Origin of the sequence: Devosia sp. CN2-171 (assembly GCF_049354815.1) — a bacterium.
GTDB lineage: Bacteria > Pseudomonadota > Alphaproteobacteria > Rhizobiales > Devosiaceae > Devosia_A.
On sequence record NZ_CP186479.1, the window covers coordinates 762,986 to 780,396 of the forward strand.

16 protein-coding genes and 2 tRNA genes are annotated in these 17,411 nt (G+C 64.1%); 3 read left to right on the top strand and 15 right to left on the bottom strand.

Annotated features, from left to right (window positions below; genetic code table 11):
* Positions 1 to 224: 224 nt before the first annotated feature.
* The 8 genes from ACOYW5_RS03895 to ACOYW5_RS03930 form a co-directional block, all read right to left on the bottom strand.
* On the bottom strand, positions 225 to 770 hold the full coding sequence (locus ACOYW5_RS03895) for an outer membrane protein (protein WP_423067949.1): 546 nt from the start codon (positions 768 to 770) through the stop codon (positions 225 to 227).
* 182 nt (positions 771 to 952) lie between these two features.
* Positions 953 to 1,029, bottom strand: a tRNA-Asp gene (locus ACOYW5_RS03900).
* A 167-nt stretch (positions 1,030 to 1,196) separates the two neighbouring features.
* Positions 1,197 to 1,272: transfer RNA gene (locus ACOYW5_RS03905), tRNA-Val, on the bottom strand.
* Between the two features lie 170 nt (positions 1,273 to 1,442).
* Positions 1,443 to 1,718, bottom strand: a complete 276-nt coding sequence (locus ACOYW5_RS03910; RefSeq protein ID WP_423067950.1) for an HU family DNA-binding protein — start codon at positions 1,716 to 1,718, stop codon at positions 1,443 to 1,445.
* 154 nt (positions 1,719 to 1,872) lie between these two features.
* Positions 1,873 to 3,072 carry a Tet(A)/Tet(B)/Tet(C) family tetracycline efflux MFS transporter gene (gene tet / locus ACOYW5_RS03915; RefSeq protein WP_423067951.1) on the bottom strand — a complete coding sequence of 400 codons (1,200 nt, stop codon included), beginning with the start codon at positions 3,070 to 3,072 and terminating at the stop codon, positions 1,873 to 1,875.
* A gap of 125 nt (positions 3,073 to 3,197) precedes the next feature.
* Positions 3,198 to 4,355 (bottom strand): alpha-D-ribose 1-methylphosphonate 5-triphosphate diphosphatase, encoded by a 1,158-nt coding sequence (locus tag ACOYW5_RS03920; protein ID WP_423067952.1) that lies wholly within the window; start codon positions 4,353 to 4,355, stop codon positions 3,198 to 3,200.
* Between the two features lie 127 nt (positions 4,356 to 4,482).
* Entirely contained in the window at positions 4,483 to 6,927 is a 2,445-nt protein-coding gene (lon, locus tag ACOYW5_RS03925; protein WP_423067953.1) for an endopeptidase La, read from the bottom strand.
* A 198-nt stretch (positions 6,928 to 7,125) separates the two neighbouring features.
* A complete protein-coding gene (locus ACOYW5_RS03930) occupies positions 7,126 to 8,259 on the bottom strand; it encodes a citrate synthase (RefSeq protein WP_423069400.1) in 1,134 nt (377 codons plus the stop codon).
* An 87-nt stretch (positions 8,260 to 8,346) separates the two neighbouring features.
* On the opposite strand from ACOYW5_RS03930, the gene ACOYW5_RS03935 reads away from it, so the two are divergent.
* Positions 8,347 to 9,432 carry a citrate synthase gene (locus ACOYW5_RS03935; protein ID WP_423067954.1) on the top strand — a complete coding sequence of 362 codons (1,086 nt, stop codon included), beginning with the start codon at positions 8,347 to 8,349 and terminating at the stop codon, positions 9,430 to 9,432.
* Here ACOYW5_RS03935 and ACOYW5_RS03940 read toward each other — a convergent pair.
* The 7 genes from ACOYW5_RS03940 to ACOYW5_RS03970 all read right to left on the bottom strand — a co-directional run bounded on the left by ACOYW5_RS03940 (position 9,429) and on the right by ACOYW5_RS03970 (position 15,478).
* The gene (locus ACOYW5_RS03940; RefSeq protein WP_423067955.1) at positions 9,429 to 9,863 is read right to left on the bottom strand and encodes a low affinity iron permease family protein; all 435 of its coding nucleotides are present in this window, start codon (positions 9,861 to 9,863) and stop codon (positions 9,429 to 9,431) included. The two genes, ACOYW5_RS03935 and ACOYW5_RS03940, sit on opposite strands and share 4 nt — an antisense overlap.
* Before the next feature lie 68 nt (positions 9,864 to 9,931).
* The gene (cysK, locus tag ACOYW5_RS03945; protein ID WP_423067956.1) at positions 9,932 to 10,990 is read right to left on the bottom strand and encodes a cysteine synthase A; all 1,059 of its coding nucleotides are present in this window, start codon (positions 10,988 to 10,990) and stop codon (positions 9,932 to 9,934) included.
* A gap of 103 nt (positions 10,991 to 11,093) precedes the next feature.
* Positions 11,094 to 12,044, bottom strand: a complete 951-nt coding sequence (locus ACOYW5_RS03950) for a small ribosomal subunit Rsm22 family protein (protein ID WP_423067957.1) — start codon at positions 12,042 to 12,044, stop codon at positions 11,094 to 11,096.
* Positions 12,041 to 12,886, bottom strand: a complete 846-nt coding sequence (locus ACOYW5_RS03955) for a patatin-like phospholipase family protein (protein ID WP_423067958.1) — start codon at positions 12,884 to 12,886, stop codon at positions 12,041 to 12,043. Before ACOYW5_RS03955 ends, ACOYW5_RS03950 begins: the two co-directional genes overlap by 4 nt.
* Positions 12,887 to 12,990: 104 nt before the next feature.
* Complete coding sequence (gene clpX / locus ACOYW5_RS03960; RefSeq protein ID WP_423067959.1) at positions 12,991 to 14,268, bottom strand: ATP-dependent Clp protease ATP-binding subunit ClpX; 1,278 nt, start codon at positions 14,266 to 14,268, stop codon at positions 12,991 to 12,993.
* Positions 14,269 to 14,441: 173 nt separating this feature from the next.
* Positions 14,442 to 15,068: an ATP-dependent Clp protease proteolytic subunit gene (locus ACOYW5_RS03965; protein WP_423067960.1), complete on the bottom strand. Its 627-nt coding sequence runs from the start codon at positions 15,066 to 15,068 to the stop codon at positions 14,442 to 14,444.
* A 179-nt stretch (positions 15,069 to 15,247) separates the two neighbouring features.
* Complete coding sequence (locus ACOYW5_RS03970) at positions 15,248 to 15,478, bottom strand: hypothetical protein (protein ID WP_423067961.1); 231 nt, start codon at positions 15,476 to 15,478, stop codon at positions 15,248 to 15,250.
* A 201-nt stretch (positions 15,479 to 15,679) separates the two neighbouring features.
* Between ACOYW5_RS03970 and ACOYW5_RS03975 the strand changes: the two genes are divergently transcribed.
* Together ACOYW5_RS03975 and ACOYW5_RS03980 are read left to right on the top strand one after the other, a co-directional pair.
* Positions 15,680 to 16,150, top strand: a complete 471-nt coding sequence (locus tag ACOYW5_RS03975) for a YbjN domain-containing protein (protein ID WP_423067962.1) — start codon at positions 15,680 to 15,682, stop codon at positions 16,148 to 16,150.
* Complete coding sequence (locus tag ACOYW5_RS03980; protein WP_423069401.1) at positions 16,143 to 17,384, top strand: cytochrome P450; 1,242 nt, start codon at positions 16,143 to 16,145, stop codon at positions 17,382 to 17,384. Before ACOYW5_RS03975 ends, ACOYW5_RS03980 begins: the two co-directional genes overlap by 8 nt.
* The last annotated feature ends 27 nt before the right edge of the window (positions 17,385 to 17,411 follow it).

Sequence of the window (17,411 nt, forward strand, 5' to 3'; positions counted from 1 at the left end):
CGCCAAAAACCGTTTCAAGGAAAACTAATGTTGATCATTGCGCTCATATTAGCGAACGATTGCGCCTGAGACGCCCGGCGCGCAAGGGGCTACGCAGCATTTTCGCCAATGTGGAGTCCCATACCTCAACACAATTCAGAGAATGGGCTGCCGCGGACAGCAGTACAGCCGCGGACTCATGCCAGCGACAGCTGCTCGCAGTGCTGGTTTGTGGTACGGCGGGGCTAGAAGTGGAAGCGCGCGCCCAGCGTGAGCTGGTCCTTGGAATTGTCGCCCTCGACCGAGAAGCTGCGCGTGTATTCGGCATTGAGGGACAGCGAGTCGTTGACCGCGAACTCGACGCCGCCACCGGCCAGCACATCGCTTTCACCGGTGCCGGTAAGCTCCATACCGTAGCCGGCCGAAGCGTATGCGAGCACATCGGGGGTGATCAGTACGCCGCCGCGGCCGGTGATCTTGCCATAGGCAGTATCGATGGTGTCGCTGGTGAGCCCCTGCAGGGCAACCTCGCCGCCGACGAGGAAGAAATCGAACTGGGCGTTGACGCCCGCTTCGACGCCAGCGCCGACTTCGGTACCGCGCAACTCGCTCGACTGCACGACCCCATAGACGCCAGTATAGAAGCCATTCCAGTCGAACGCGCCATCGCTCACCGGAACGGCGATCTCGGAAGACTCGACGGGAACCGTAATAACGTCAGAGGCCAGCGAGGGCCCTGCCCCGCCAGCCAGCAATGCACCCGAAACCGCTATCAGCAGACGTTGCGACATCCGCATATGGCTTCTCCTTGGTCGCCTCCCAGCGTCCCAATGCACTCGACACGCCTGCGGTTCCGCTTGGCGTCAGCTTTGAATGTGGTTCTTCCCTCGCGCGAAGCAAGGGCGACCTTGGAATGTTGCTAACGGAATTTGTCTGAATGGGGGCTGAGTGCCCTTCGCCACCTAAGAAAAGGTGGCGCGAGAGACGGGGCTCGAACCCGCGACCTCCGGCGTGACAGGCCGGCGCTCTAACCAACTGAGCTACTCCCGCAGCGCTTGCGAACAAGTCGTCCGCGCAACGTGGCGTCCGTTTAGAGGGGGTTCCGGGGAGTGTCAAGCGTCGAAGGCGAGGTTTTTCGGAACGGGCAAACTTGGCGTCGCAAACCGGTCATGCACGCGGCAGAACTCGCGACCAAAAGTTTGAATTTCTTGGGAAAGTGGTGGGCGGTGACGGTCTCGAACCGCCGACCCTCTCGGTGTAAACGAGATGCTCTACCAACTGAGCTAACCGCCCATCGTGCCGGCTGCGCGGGCGCACAGCGGCGATGAGGCGCCCTAACTAGGGTTTCGCCTTGCAGGCGTCAACCCATCCACCGATCGGGCAAGTCTGGGCCTAAAACAGACAATGGCCCCGGCGACCAGCGCACGGGGCCATGTTGGTCAGAAGACCGGTAGGCGCGAACCTTAGTTGATCGCGTCCTTCAGGCCCTTGCCGGGCTTGAACTTGGCCTGGTTGGAAGCCGGGATCTTGATCTCGGCGCCAGTGGCCGGGTTGCGGCCGACAGAGGCTTTGCGCTTGGACACGGCGAACGTGCCGAAGCCAACCAGACGGACCTCGTCACCCTTCTTCAGCGAAGACGTGATGGCGTCAAACACGGCATCGACAGCCTCGCCGGCCTGGGCCTTGGTCAGGCCCGCCTTGTCGGCGACGACGCCGATCAGATCGTTCTTGTTAGACATAGCGTTTCCTCACTGTGGGATGCCCGCCTTCGGTGGCGAACCAAAACGCCGAGACCCTTCTTCGATTCTGACCGGAACGCAAGGAAATCCGGGCTTCTCCGCCGCTTGGCCTCAGCAATTCTGTTAATGACCCGTCAATTTTGGCCCAACTTTGTCAACCTTCGGGCGCTGGTGTGGCAATCGGCGTCCTGCGAATCCCCAGAAGCAGCGGCAAGGCCAGCAGATATACGGCGCCTCCGACGATCCAGATCAGGCCCGGCCAGGTCGGTTGCAGCAGGAAATACACGTAGGAGAAGAACAGCGGCCCGAACACGGCCGAGAGGCTGACGAGGCTCGCCAGTACGCCTTGGAGCTTGCCCTGATTATCGCCATCGACCTGCCGCGTGGTCAGCGATTGCAGCGCCGGCATGCCGATGCCGCCGAGGGCAAAGAGCGGCGCCAGCGCGAACAGGATCCAGCCCTGCATGGCAAAGCCGAGAATCACCAGCGCGGTCAGTTCGCACGCCATGCCGAGCACGAGAGCCCAGCGCTCGCCGAGCCGGGCGGCGGCCGGCCCGGTTAGCAGCGCCTGCGCACCGGCGTGGAACAGTCCGAAGGCGCCGAGCGAGAGCCCGATCATCAGTCCGTTCCACTGGAACATATCCTGGCCGAACAGCGCCCAGACGGTGCCGTACATGGTGCCGACGAAGTTCATGATGACGAAGATTGCCATCAGCGGCAGCAAGCTCGCGAAGCTGAAGGCCCAGCCGAGCGGGCGGAACGGGTTGAGCGCGGCGAAATCGAACTTCGTCGCTGCATCGCCCTTGCGCGATTCGGGGAGAACGAAGAGCGCAAGCGCAAAGTTCAGCGCGTTGAGTCCGGCGGCGACGAGGAACGGTGCCCGCACCCAGATATCACCGAGAATGCCGCCAATCACCGGGCCGATGATGAAGCCGATGCCGAACATGGCATGGAAATAGCCAAAACGCCGGGCGCGGTCCTCCTCGGCCGAGATGTCGGTGATGTAGGCCGTCGCCACCGACATGTTGGCGCTGGTGATGCCGGCAATGGCGCGGCCGACCACCAGCATCCAGAGTTCGGGTGCGAAGGCCATCACGAGATAGTCGATCGCCGCACCCGCGAGCGAAATAAGCAGCACCGGCCGGCGGCCATAGCGATCGCTCAGCACCCCAAGCACCGGCGAGAACAGGAACTGCATCGCCGAATAGAGCGCGAGCATGATGCCCATCAGCGTCGCCACCTCATGGGTGTGGGCAACGTCCTCGAGCAGGCGGGGCAGAATCGGGAAGATCAGGCCGATGCCGATCGCATCGAGCGTGACGGCGGCCAGGATGACGATGAGTGCACGATTCAAAGCGGGTCCCTCAACTCCGTCCGACGCGGGTTGCGTTCTATATTCGTTCTCATTTGCCGTGGCAAACGGAAACCGTCAGGTGGGGTGCCACCCGACGGTTCACCAGTAGACGATTGAGATAATGACTAGAGGTAGCGCCGACCCGCTACCCAGGCGCCGCGTATGACCGGCTGACCATTGACGATCCGCACCTGCAGCACATCGGCACGCAGGCCCGGCTCGAGACGACCGCGATCGGCGAAGCCGAGCAGTTCCGCCGGTTTGCTGGTGACGGTCGCGAGGCCCTTGCCGAGGTCGCCCAGTTGCTCGCCGACGAGGAACGCCGCCGGCAGGAGGCTGGCTGGGACGTAATCGGAGGTCAGCACGTCGAGCAGCCCCTCCTCCGCCAGTGCCATGGCGCCGACATTGCCTGAGTGCGAGCCGCCGAGAACGACGTTGGGCGCGCCCATGACGATCTTCTGGCCGAGTTCGCGGCCCCGGCGGGCGGCGTGGAGCGTCGTCGGGAACTCGCTGATCGAGATGCCGTCGGCATGCGACTGCGCAACATCCTCAATGGTGGTGTCGTCGTGACTGGCGAGCCGGATCTGCTTGTCGCGGCCGTGATTCGAGATGATCTCGCGGGCCTCGGGCACGAAGCGCGCCTGCTGGGCCAGCCGGTCGTCGAGATAGGCCTGCCATTCGGCGTCTTCCCAGACGCGGTTGTTCTTCTTGCGGCGGAACTCGCGGTAGAGGGCGACGTCGTGCCACTGCCGCTGGCCCGGCGTGTGGTCCATCATCGACATCAGCCGCAGGCGCGGATTGTCGACATGCTCCTCGATGATCGGCAGCAGGCCGCCATCGGACAGTTCGCAGCGGAAGTGGAAGTGATGGTCGACGCGCAGCAGGCCCGCGTCGAAGGCCTCGTCAAGCCCGCCAATCGCCGAATGCAGCATGCGGGTCCGCGCACCGGCGCTGTCGTAGTCACCAAGCGAGAGCGAATCGAGGACGGTGGTGATGCCCGATGACAGCATCTGCGCATCGTGCGCGAGGGCCGCGGCGAGCGCCGACGGCCAGGTCACGCCCGGCCGCGGATGGAAATGGTGCTCGATATTGTCGGTGTGGAGGTCGATCAGCCCCGGGATGAGGAAATCGCCCTCGCAGTCGATGGTTGACGCGCTCGTCGCCGCGGCGACGTCAGTAATGACGCCGTCGCGCATGCTGAGCGCGGTGGCGCCCGTATCGGCCGGCGACAGCACGCGCGCATTCATCAACCGCAGTTCGCGTACCCAGTCCGCTCCGTCCATCACCGACTCCTCTAGCCATCAAAAGTGCTGGCGATAGCTACGCCGTGTGACGGTCTTGCGACAGGCGTGGCACAAATGGAGACGGCGCCCGAGGGCGCCGTCTCCGTATACAGCGATGGGTCGCCGCTCAGTGCGGCAGGCCCGAGGTGGCCTCGTCGCCTTCCGGCGTCTCGATCGCAGGAGCCGGGGTGGCGGCCGGCTTGTCGTCGTCGTACTGCCACTCGATCGGCTCGGGCTGGCGGATCAGGGCGCGGCTCAGCACCTCGTCCATCCGGGTAACCGGGATGATCTCCATCCCCTCGGTCACGTTCTTCGGGATCTCCTTGAGATCACGCGTGTTCTCCTCGGGAATGAGCACGGTCTTGATGCCCGAGCGGAGCGCTGCAAGGAGCTTTTCCTTGAGCCCGCCAATCGGCAGCACCCTGCCCCGCAGCGTCACTTCGCCGGTCATGGCGATGTCGTGCCGGACCGGAATGCCGGTCATCAGCGAGACGATCGCCGTGGCCATGCCGATGCCGGCCGACGGACCATCCTTCGGTGTCGCGCCTTCCGGCACGTGCAGGTGGATGTCACGCGTGTCGAACAGCGGCGGCTTGATGCCGAGGTCGACGGCCCGCGAGCGCACGTAACCCGAAGCGGCAGTGATGGATTCCTTCATCACTTCCTTGAGGTTACCCGTAACGGTCATGCGCCCCTTGCCGTGCGTCATCACGCCTTCGATCGTCAGGATCTCGCCGCCAACCGAAGTCCAGGCTAGGCCCGTCACCGCGCCGACCTGCGGCTCGGCGTCGATCTTGTCGTTCCGGAAGAATGCCGGCCCGAGATATTCCTCGAGCAGTTCCGGAGTGATGACCACCTTGGTCGACTTCTTGACCAGGATGTCGCGCACGGCCTTCCGCATGAGCTTGCTCAGCTCACGCTTGAGGTTACGGACGCCGGCTTCACGGGTGTAGTTGCGGACCACTGCCATCAGTTGCTCGTCATCGATGACGAACTCCTTGGGCTGCAGGCCGTTTTCCTTCAGCGTCTCAGGGATCAGGTGACGGCGCGCGATCTCGAACTTCTCGTCCTCGGTGTAGCCCGACAGACGGATGATCTCCATGCGGTCCATCAGCGGAGCCGGGATGTTGAGCGTGTTCGACGTGGTCACGAACATCACGTCGCTCAGGTCGAAATCGACCTCGAGGTAGTGGTCGTTGAACGTCGAGTTCTGCTCCGGATCCAGCACTTCGAGCAGCGCCGACGACGGATCGCCGCGGAAGTCCTGGCCCATCTTGTCGATCTCGTCGAGCAGGAAGAGCGGATTGGACTTGCCGGCCTTCTTCAGCGACTGGATGACCTTGCCAGGCATGGAGCCGATATAGGTCCGGCGGTGACCGCGGATCTCGGCTTCGTCACGGACGCCGCCGAGCGCCATGCGCACGAACTCACGGCCGGTGGCCTTGGCGATCGACTTGCCGAGCGAGGTCTTGCCGACGCCCGGGGGGCCGACGAGGCAGAGGATGGGGCCCTTGAGCTTGCCGGTGCGCGATTGCACGGCAAGGTACTCGAGGATGCGTTCCTTGACCTTCTCGAGGCCATAGTGATCCTCGTCCAGCACCTGCTCGGCGTAGACTAGGTCGCGCTTGACCTTGCTCTTCTTGCCCCAGGGGAGCGTCAGCAGCCAGTCGAGATAGTTGCGGACGACCGTGGCTTCGGCCGACATCGGGCTCATGGTCTTGAGCTTCTTCAGCTCGCCATCCGCCTTCGTCCGCGCTTCCTTCGAAAGTCGGGTCTTCTTGATCTTCTCTTCGAGCTCGGTCAGCTCGTTCGAGCCTTCCTCGCCGTCGCCCAGCTCGCGCTGGATCGCCTTCATCTGCTCGTTGAGATAGTACTCGCGCTGCGTCTTCTCCATCTGCCGCTTGACGCGGCTGCGGATGCGCTTTTCCACCTGCAGCACACCGATCTCGCCCTCCATGAGGCCAAGGATCTTCTGGATGCGTTCGGCGATCGAGACGGTCCCGAGCAGATCTTCCTTCTGCTCGATCTTGATCACGAGGTGGCTGGCGATGGTGTCGGCAAGCTTTGAATGGTTGGTGATCTGGCTGACGGCGTTGACCACCTCGGCCGAGATCTTCTTGTTCAGCTTGACGTAGTTCTCGAACTCGTTCTGCGCCGAGCGGGCCAGGGCCTCGAGCTCGGTGGCGTCCTCCTCGGGCTCGTCGAGGTTGGTGGCCTCGGCCTCGAAGTAGTCGACGGTCTGCAGATACTTGTCGATCTTGGCGCGGCGCAGGCCTTCCACCAGCACCTTCACGGTACCGTCGGGAAGCTTGAGCAGCTGCAGCACGGAGGCAATGGTGCCCGTGGCGTAAATCTCTTCAGGCGACGGATCGTCGTCCTGGGCGTTCTTCTGGGTGACGACCAGAATGTGCTTGTCGTCGCGCATCACCTCTTCGAGGGCCTTCACCGATTTCTCGCGGCCGACGAACAGGGGCACGATCATGCCCGGAAAGACAACGATATCGCGTAGGGGCAGCACCGGGTAAACCCGATCGCGATCGAATGCGGCGCCGCCTTGGGTCGTGTCCGACATATTTGGTCCTTTCCTGGGACGCGGGGCTCAAGGGAGGATTTGCGAGCCCGCGCCCGCCTAGCAATCGGGCCGGTCCCCAAGATGGGCGGCGAGCCTGATTCTGCTGATTAAATAGGGCGTCGGTACCAAAGGGCAAGTCACCCTACCCGTTATGGTGGGTATGTCACCAATGCGGCACCAGTGTGTGCTGCGAACGCATCAGCTCGCGGTCACGATCGGCGGTCCCACGTAGCGCGCGCGGGGCCGGATCAATTGACCCGATGTGGCCTGCTCGATGCCGTGGGCGAGCCAGCCGACGGAGCGGGCGAGTGCGAAGATCGTGGCCGGGGCCTCGCGGGGGAGATCGTAGGCGGAAGCCAGGACCGCAAGGGCGAAGTCGACATTCGGCTCCTCGTCGAGAATAGCGCGTCCGGCTTCAGCCAGTCGCACAAAGGCCGGCGGAAGGTCGATGGCCGCGAGCAGCGCGCGGCAGCGGATGTCGCCGCGTGGATAGAGCGGGTGGCCGAAACCGGGGACGGCACGGCGCTCACCCAGCCAGTCGCGCAGCGCTTCCTCGGCCGCTTCGGGATGGGCGTCGATATCCTCGGCGAGAGCCAGTACCTCCGGGGCGGCATTGCCGTGTCGGGGGCCGCCGAGCGCGGCGAGGCCGGCGAGGGCCCCGGCTGATAGGGCGGCGCCGGTCGAGACGGTGACGCGCGCGGCAAAGGTCGAGGCGTTCAGCTCGTGGTCGGCCAGCAGGACTAGCGCCCGGCGCAGGGCATCGGCTGCATCGGGGCGGCCAAAGGCGGCTGCCAACTGGATGTGGGCGGGGCCCTGCCCTCGCCCCGCCAGTGCGGACAGCGCGGTCGCGAACACCGATAATGCATCCTCGCGTAACAGGACGGTTCCGCGACCGGCGCTCGACGGGTCATCTGAAATCCGCGCCGCAAGGGCGGAAAGAAGTGTTTGTATCGAAGGTTGTGCCTCGATCGGTTGCCCGCTCGACCGGTACGGCGTGCCCCACAGCAACTCGGCGATGTCCTCGAGGGTGGCATCCTCGGCGAGTTCGGTGGCGTCTTTGCCCCGGTAGTAGAGACGTCCGCCGCTGACGGTGGAGATCGCCGAGGCCAGCACCGGCTCGCCCCAGCTGATCGCCTCCGACGCCGTCGCGACCGCACTGCGCCGGCCGCGCGAGCGGTGCGCGACGCGATCCACGTCCTCCTCGCGATAGAGGCTGCGGCGGCTGTCGGAGGGGTCGGGCTTGGCGCGTATCCGACCGCGACTGACATTGGCGTAGAGCGACTGCGGCTTCGAACCGAGCCGGGCAAGCGCGTCGGCGGCGCTGAGCCACATGTTGAACCTCACATTGATCATATTGATCAAGATTGACGTCAATATTAGCGCGCTTACCTTCCGCTGCAAACAGCCAAGGAGGCTCGAATGAGCAACGGACTCGAAGATGTCGTCGCAGCGGAAACCATCCTTTCGGATGTCGATGGGCTCGCTGGCCGACTGATCATTCGCGGTCAGCCGCTCGAGACGCTGGCCGGCCGCATGACCTACGAAGACATGCTGGGATTGCTGTGGGACGGATTTTTCCCCGACCTGCCGAGCGACCTGAGCCAGCCGCTCGCCAAGGCCCGGCTGGACGTCTATCGCGCGATCGAGCGCGAGCTGCCCTTCTTTGCCGATCGGCCGATCTATGACGGCATTCGGGCGCTGATGGCCCGGCTGCCGGACGGTACGGAGCTCGACACCGCCCTGCTCCTCGCGGCCGCCCCGTCGGTGCTGCTGCCGGCGCTGGTCCGGCTTCACACCGGCAAGCCGCCGCGCGTCCCGGATACCTCACTCGGCCATGCGGCTGACATGCTCAGCATGCTCGGGGATGCCGCGCCGGCGCCGGCAAGGGCCGCCGCGCTCGATGCCTACCTAGTCACGGTCGTCGACCATGGGCTCAACGCGTCGACCTTCGCCGCCCGCGTGGTCGCCTCGACGCTCGCCGGGCTCAACTCGTCGGCGCTGGCCGCTCTCGGCGCGCTGAAGGGGCCGCGGCATGGCGGGGCGCTTGGACCGGTACTCGATATGCTGGATGCGATCGGTAAGCCCGAGAACGCTGCGGCATGGATCGAAAACGAGCTCACCAGCGGACGCCGGCTGATGGGCTTTGGCCATCGCATTTATCGCGTCCGCGATCCCCGCGCCGATGCGCTCAAGGCAGCGCTCGATCGGCTGGCCCAGTCCGGTGCGGTCGACACGACGCGCATCGCGCTCGCCACGCATGTCGAGGCGGCGGCTCTGGCGGCGCTGGCGCGTCACAAGCCTGGCCGCGTGCTGGCGACCAATGTCGAGTTCTACCCCGCCTTGCTGCTCGAGGCGCTCGGCTTCCCGCGTGAAACGTTCACCGCCATCTTCGCCGCCAGCCGGATTGGTGGTTGGATCGCGCATGCAAAGGAGGAAGCGGCGACAGGCAAGCTCATCCGGCCGCAATCGCGCTATGTGGGGCCGGGACCAAGGCAGGCAGCCTAGGCGTCTGCCTTCTTGCGTCGCCCACGCGTCTCGAGCTGTTCCGCAACCTCGTCCTCAACCACCTCCTCGATGGCGGTGAGGGCCTTCTTTTCGAGCTCTGCGCGCTCAGCCTCGATCTCCGACACCTGCTTGTGCTCGATGCCGACGGACTTGTTGGGCGCCTTCGAGGCTTCGATCAGGTAGTCGAGCTTGACGTGCAGTGCGGCTTCGCTGCGCGCACCGGCGACAAGGATCACACCCGAGATCACGATCGCCGCGACCGACAGGAAGATGTTGAAGCCGAACATGAAGCTGTCGTTGAACTGCAGGAACGCGCCAAGGGCGATGCCCAGCAGCAGAGCGACGAAGGTCGCGATGAACCCCGTCGCCGTCGACAGGAAGTCGGCGACGCGGTTGATGATCCGACTTGGAAAATGGCGATCGAAACGCATGATGCCTAGAAACGTGGCATCACGCCTTTGGATGCAAAGAGGGCCCCTCTCGGGGCCCTCTGCTACTGTCAGGCTGCAACTCTAGGTGGCAACTGCTGGCCGGGCGTCGAGGTCGAGATCGCCTCCTCCTCGGGCGTCATGTCGGCCGGCACGTCGGCAAACAGCGGTGTCGAGAGGTAGCGCTCGCCGGTGTCGGGCAGCATGGCGAGGATGGTCGAACCCTCGGGCGCCGTTTCGGCGAGCTTGAGGGCGGCCGCGAAGGTGGCACCGGCGGTGATGCCGACGAAAATGCCTTCCTTCTGCGCCAGGTCCATCGATGCCTTCATCCCGTCCGGCGGGGCAATGGTCAGGATCTGGTCGAACAGCTTCTCGGTGACCGCCTCGCTGGTGATCCACGGAATGAAGTCAGGGCTCCAGCCCTGGAACGGATGCGGCTTCCACACTGGATGGCTGCCGGTCGCCGCGTGATCGGCGCGGCGTTCCGGCTGGCTCTCGCCGCTGGTGAGCATCGGGGCACCTTCGGGCTCGGCGACGATGATCTTGGTGTTGGGCATCTTGTCACGCAGCACCCGGCCGACGCCGGTCAGCGTGCCGCCGGTGCCGAAGCCGGTGACCCAGTAGTCGAGCTTCTCGTCGGCGAAATCGCGCAGGATTTCCTGCGCGGTCGTCCGCGAGTGCATCTCGGGGTTGGCTTCGTTCTCGAACTGTCGGGTCTGGAACCAGCCATTCTGTGCAGCCAGGGCCTCGGCCTTGCGGATCATGCCGTTGGCGCGCTCCGATGCTGGGGTCAGCACCACCTTGGCGCCGAGGAAACGCATCAGCTTCCGCCGCTCGACCGAAAAGCTCTCGGCCATGGTTACGACGAGCGGATAGCCCTTGGCGGCGCAGACCATGGCGAGACCGATGCCGGTGTTGCCGCTGGTCGCTTCGATGACGGTCTGGCCCGGTTTGAGCGCGCCGGACTTTTCCGCCGCTTCGATCACGCCGAGCGCCAGCCGGTCCTTGACCGAGCCGAGCGGGTTGAAGGCCTCGATCTTGACGTAGAGCTTTACGTGCTTCGGACCCAGTTTGTTGATCCGCACAACCGGCGTATTGCCGACGGTGCCGAGAATGTCTTTGAACTTCATTGGTTCTTCCTCTTGGTGCCCCGCTTGCGCGCAAGGTACTCCGGGCGCGGAAGGGCGACAAGTGAACCTATGGTACAGATTCATATGATGACTAGCGCGAGACCTAAACCGCGTCGCCCCAGTCCAGCTTCTTCGCCGCCTTGAACGCCGGCTTGTCGCGGCTCGGCACGACCCGCTGCTCAAGTCCCTCTTTGCAGCACACGGCGAGCGTCACCGAGAATTTGTTCTCGTCCGGCTTGCGGAGGACGCGGCCTGGCGCCCGCGTGCCGATGCCAGGACGTGCGACGATCAGATAGCTGAACTTTTCGTCCTCGTAGCCGAGCGTGCCGCCCTTCATCCGCATGTGATCGCGGCTGCGGTTGAGGCGCACGGAGAAATGGCACCAGTCCGGCTCGACCAGCGGGCAGGGGCGCTCATGCGGGCACGGCGCCAGGACGGTCGCCCCCTGCCCGATCAGTCGGTCTCGGACCTGCATCAGCCGTTGGTAATCGCGCGGCCGACCCGGCTCAACGAGAACAAGCAGGCCGCTGCAGTGGCGCCAGATCCGTTCAGCCACTGCTGGCATCTCATCGTCGTTGAGCTCGGTCAGCGCATAGGCGCAGGTCACGAGGTCGAAGGAGCGGCCCAGTTCGAACACTCCGAGTTCCCCCCGGCGGAGGTCGATCGTCCCTACCGTGGTACTGGGCGCCAGCGCCCCGGCCATGGCGAGGAAGGCCTCGTTGTGGTCGAGCAGAGTGGCGGCCACGCCAGGGAACGTCTCGGCGACCGCCCAGGCCGCCGTCCCAGGTCCCGCGCCGAGGTCCAGCGCTCCCTCCGGGGTGAATTCATGGGCCCGCAGTTGCAGTTCGCCCAGCACAGCCGACACCGCCGCGTAGGTAGCGGGCATGCGACTCAACGCATAGGCGAATACGTCGGTACTGCCGCCGATGACATCACGCGATGCGCCGCTTTGCCGGTAGTGGGCGGAGATGCGCCCGGCGCTCTCCTTCAGGCCCTGCTGGCCGGCGGCCAAGTCGCGCACGGCCAGGGCGAGCCCCTGCGGCATGCCGGTCATTGCAGGCGTCTCTCCCGCAACTGCACTATGGCCATCGCGCCATCGACCGCCTTCTTGAAGCGGTCCTTGTCCTTGGACGCGTGCTCGACGATCTCCCGCACCCGCCAGAACTCGGTGCCGCCGAACGGCCCGACATCGGCATGGACGAAGACATCGGGATGATACTTGGCCACGGTCGCATCAACGATTCGCTGCGACATGATTTCGGTGGCCACGACCGCGCTGTCGAACGGGCTGGGCTCTTTCATCGCCAGCGTTGGATCGGGCGACCGCTGCACGTCGATGCCGATCGTCAGGTCGCACCGGCCCACCAGTTGCGCCAGCGGCAGCGGGTTGGTGACGCCGCCATCGATAAAATAGCTGCCGTTCAGGCTCACCGGCCGGAATAGGCTCGGGATTGCCATCGACGCTGCGATCGCCGGTCGGATGGGACCGGTCTCGAAGATCACTTCCTTCCAGGCATAGAAGTCGGTCGATACGACATGGAACGGCACCTTGAGCTCGGCGAAGTCATCGGGAAATCCATCCGGCAGGAAGGCGTGCGCCACGCCCTCGCCATCCACCTGCATTGAGATGCCGTTGGCGAAGAGCTTGGTCAGGCTGGGCATGCCCCGGTTCCACAACGTGGTCGCGATCAACTGCAGGCTGCCGAGAACCCCGAACGCATGCTCGCGCAGCTCGGCTCCGGTCATGCCGTTCGCCCAGCCCGACCCGATCAGTGCGCCGATGGACGAACCGGCGATCACCGACGGCTGCAGCCCGAGCTCATCCATCGCCTCGATATAGGGAATGTGCGCCAGCCCCCGTGCCGCGCCGCTACCCAATGCCACGCCGATCCGCATTGCTCGCCTCCTCGTCAGCGCGTTATGCGATACGCCGCGCCTCAAAGCAAAGGCCCCGCAGGTTCAACCCGCGGGGCCTCGCAATTCACTCGGCGATCCGAGGATCAGGCGCTGGCGGGCGCCTCTTCCTTCTTGCGCTCGGCGTAGATGTAGAGCGGGCGCGCGTCCTTGCCGTTCACGACTTCTTCGCTGATCACCACCTCTTCCACGCCGTCGAGCGACGGGAGGTCGTACATGGTGTCGAGCAGGATGCCTTCCATGATCGAGCGGAGGCCACGGGCACCGGTTTTGCGCTCGATGGCGTGCTTGGCAATGGCCTTCAGCGCATCCTCGTGGAAGGTCAGCTCCACGTCTTCCATCGAGAACAGACGCTGGTACTGGCGCACCAGGGCGTTCTTCGGCTCGGTGAGGATCTGGATGAGCGCGGGCTCGTCGAGGTCCTCGAGCGTCGCCAGCACCGGCAGGCGGCCGATGAACTCGGGGATGAGGCCGAACTTCACCAGATCTTCCGGCTGCACGTCCTTGAGCAGGTCGCCGACGCGGCGATCGCGCGGGTCCTTCACCACGGCCGAGAAGCCGATGCCCGAGCCTTCGCCGCGGGCGGCGATCAGGCGTTCGAGGCCGGCAAAGGCGCCGCCGCAGATGAACAGGATGTTGGTCGTGTCCACCTGCAGGAACTCCTGCTGCGGATGCTTGCGGCCGCCTTGGGGCGGAACCGAAGCCACGGTGCCTTCCATGATCTTCAGCAGAGCCTGCTGCACGCCCTCGCCCGACACGTCGCGGGTGATCGACGGGTTGTCGGACTTGCGGCTGATCTTGTCGACTTCGTCGATGTAAACGATGCCGCGCTGCGCCTTCTCGACATTGTAGTCGGCCGACTGCAGCAGCTTGAGGATGATGTTCTCGACGTCCTCGCCGACATAGCCGGCTTCGGTCAGGGTCGTCGCATCCGCCATGGTGAACGGCACGTCGAGGATACGGGCCAGCGTCTGCGCGAGCAGCGTCTTGCCGGTACCGGTCGGACCGATCAGCAGGATGTTCGACTTCGAGAGCTCGATGTCCTGATTCTTGGTGGCGTGGTGCAGGCGCTTGTAGTGATTGTGCACCGCAACCGACAGCACGCGCTTGGCGCGATACTGGCCGATGACGTAGTCGTCCAGCACCTTGCAGATTTCGGCCGGCGTGGGCACACCGTCCGAGGACTTCACCATCGAGGTTTTGTTTTCCTCGCGGATGATGTCCATGCACAGCTCCACGCATTCATCGCAGATGAATACGGTAGGCCCGGCAATGAGCTTGCGGACCTCATGCTGCGATTTCCCGCAGAACGAGCAGTAAAGCGTGTTCTTGGAGGATTCGCCGCTGGTCGTGTCCTTGGACATCCTGTCACTCCTGGGAGGTTGGGCTCCCATTCCCGGCTAGAATAGAACGCTAGCCCCGCTATCCTGAACAAAAGGTAAGTCCGACCGACCTTAATGGCCAGCCGGACCCTGCACAATCACACAAGTGTCACACTGAGGTGTGGCCTTGCTGTTCACCTTAATGCGTAAAAGGCTCACGAAGCCTCCGGTTCCGCCCGCTTCGCGTAGATGGAGTCGATCAGGCCGAATTCCTTGGCCTCTTCGGCGCTGAGGAAACGATCGCGCTCGAGGGCGTTGTGGATCGCCTCATAGGACTGGCCGGTGTGCTTGACGTAGATCTCGTTGAGCCGGCGCTTCAGCTTCTCGGTGAACTGGGCGTGGATCAGGATGTCGGTCGCCTGACCCTGATAGCCGCCGGACGGTTGGTGGACCATGATCGAGGCGTTCGGCAGCGTGCCGCGCATGCCTGCCGCGCCGCCGGCGAGGAGGAGCGAGCCCATCGAAGCGGCCTGGCCAGTGCAGAGCGTCGCCACGGGTGGGCGGATGAACTGCATCGTGTCGTAGATCGCGAGGCCCGACGTCACCACACCACCGGGCGAGTTGATATAGAGCGAGATCTCTTTCTTCGGGTTCTCGGACTCGAGGAACAGCAACTGCGCCACGATCAGGGAGGCCATGGTGTCCTCGACCTGACCGGTCACGAAGATGATGCGCTCCTTGAGCAGGCGCGAGTAGATATCGAAGGCGCGCTCGCCCCGGTTGGTCTGCTCGATGACCGTCGGCACGAGGTAGTTGGTGAAGGTATCGACCGGATCTCTCATTGAGATTGCCCCTGGAGGTAAGAAGAATCAGCGTTCGCGGCCGACTGAAGGCGATGCCCTGTTAAGGGCGCGTAAAGCGACAGATAGGCGCCAGTGTGGCAGGCCGCAATACTTGTGAGTTTCGCGCAATCCGATGGATTCACGGAAGCTGCCCGGATGGGGAGGGAGGCGCGTGTGCCTCAGGCGCTGAACGTCACCGTCACGCCGCGCTTCTTGAAATAGGACTGCATCATCTTGCGGCCCTGGCGGTTGTTCTGCGCGAGCTTCGTTGGATCGAACACCGCTTCCTTGACGCCCTGGGCAGCCAGTGCGCCCTTCAGCGCGGCGATGTGGGTGTCGATGTCCTCGTTGTTCGCCCTGAGCGAGGCGTAAACGTTGTCGATGGCTTGGGCGAGCGTCAGGTCGGCCACGGGCTTGCTCCGCTTGGTTTTTGTTCGGGCTATGCACTACCCGGATTTTGCGGCCGGACAAGAGGCAATCGGCGGCGTGATAATCGTGCCACGCGGCCACGCCCATAGAAGCTGTCATCCGAACTTTACTTTACGACTGCGCTGCTCTTGGGCAAGCATGGCAACGGTTGCGTTTGGGGCGCAATTTCCGGAGGTTTTGCTATGAAGCTACTACCCGCACTCGCCGCCGCTGCGGCGATGTTCGCTACTGCCGGTACGTCGCTGGCTGCCGATGTCACTGCACGGGACCCGCAGACGGTGCTCGATGCCCTGAGTACATTGGGCTACCGGGGTACGCTCGAGAAGATGGATAACGGGCGCGCGTCCATCGCGGTGACGATCTCGGGGCTCAACACCTTCATCGACTTCTACGACTGCGACGACAAGATGGAGGATTGCTACACGCTCCTCTTCGTCGTGCTGCTCGACCTGAAGGAAGGCGCGACGCTTACCAAGGCAAACCAGTGGAACCAGACCGAGATCACCGGTCGCTTGTCGCTCGACGAAAATGGCGACCCGCAGCTCGATTACGCCTTGTCGACATTCGAGGGAATCTCGGGAAGTGTATTCGAGCAGTCCCTTAAGCGATGGGACCAGAAGATCGGCGACATGAAGGACTACTTCGATTTCTGAGGCATTCCGACTGACGGCGGACACGAGGCAGGCCGATGCTGCGCCTCGTGAACCCGCCTTCTTCCGCGACCCGTACGCGTTCTACGACGCGGTGCACGCCACCTCCCCCGCCTTCTTCTGGAACGACTACGGCCACTGGTGCTTCGCCGGTTTCAAGGACGTGAGCGCGCTGCTGCGCGACAAGCGCTTCGGCCGGCAGATCCTGCACAAGATGAGCCGCGAAGAGCTCGGCATGCCGCCACCCAAGGCGCATACCACCGCCTTCGACCAGACCGAGAAATACTCGCTGTTGACACTCGAGCCGCCCAGCCACACGCGGCTGCGCTCGCTGGTCAACCGCGCCTTCGTCTCCCGCAATGTCGAGCAGCTCCGCCCGCGCATCGAACGGCTCGCCAACGAGCTGATCGACGGCTTCGAGGCGGACGGCGGCGCCGAGCTGCTGCGCGGCTATGCGGTGCCGATCCCGGCCATCGTCATCGCCGAGATGATCGGCCTACCGGCCGACATGGCGATGCAACTGGTCGATTGGTCCAACCGCATGGTCGCCATGTACATGCATGGCGTCAGCTACGAGACCGAGCTCGATGCCAACCAGGCCTCGATCGAGTTCATGGACTATGTCCGTGCGATGATCGCCGAGCGCCGCCGGCAGCCGAAGGAAGACCTCCTCACCCACATGCTGACCGCCGAGATCGACGGCGAGAAGCTGACCGAGGACGAGGTGATCTCGACCACGATCCTGCTGCTCAATGCCGGCCACGAGGCGACGGTCCACACCACCGGCAACACTCTGAAGTCGATCCTCGAAAGCGGCCTCGACCCCACGGCGATCCTTGCCGACGAAAAGCAGATCGAGGCGACCGTGGAAGAGGGTCTGCGCTTCGATGCGCCACTCCACATGTTCACCCGCTATGCGATGCAGGACGTGACACTCGACAACGGGCTCAGCTTCAAGCAGGGCGAGACTGTCGGCCTGATGCTTGGCGCCGCCAACCGCGACCCGGCCCGGTTCGCCGACGCCAACAGGTTCGACCCGTTCCGCACCGACGGAGCCAATGTCAGCTTCGGCGCCGGCATCCACTTCTGCATCGGCGCACCATTGGCGCGGATCGAGCTCCAGGCATCTCTGAAGACGCTGTTCGATCGACTGCCGGGGCTACGGCTGAAGAGCGAGCCGCAGTACAAGAATATCTATCACTTCCATGGGCTGGAGAGGCTGGAGGTGGAGTGGTGATCAGCGATCCGAATCTGGTGCAAGCGG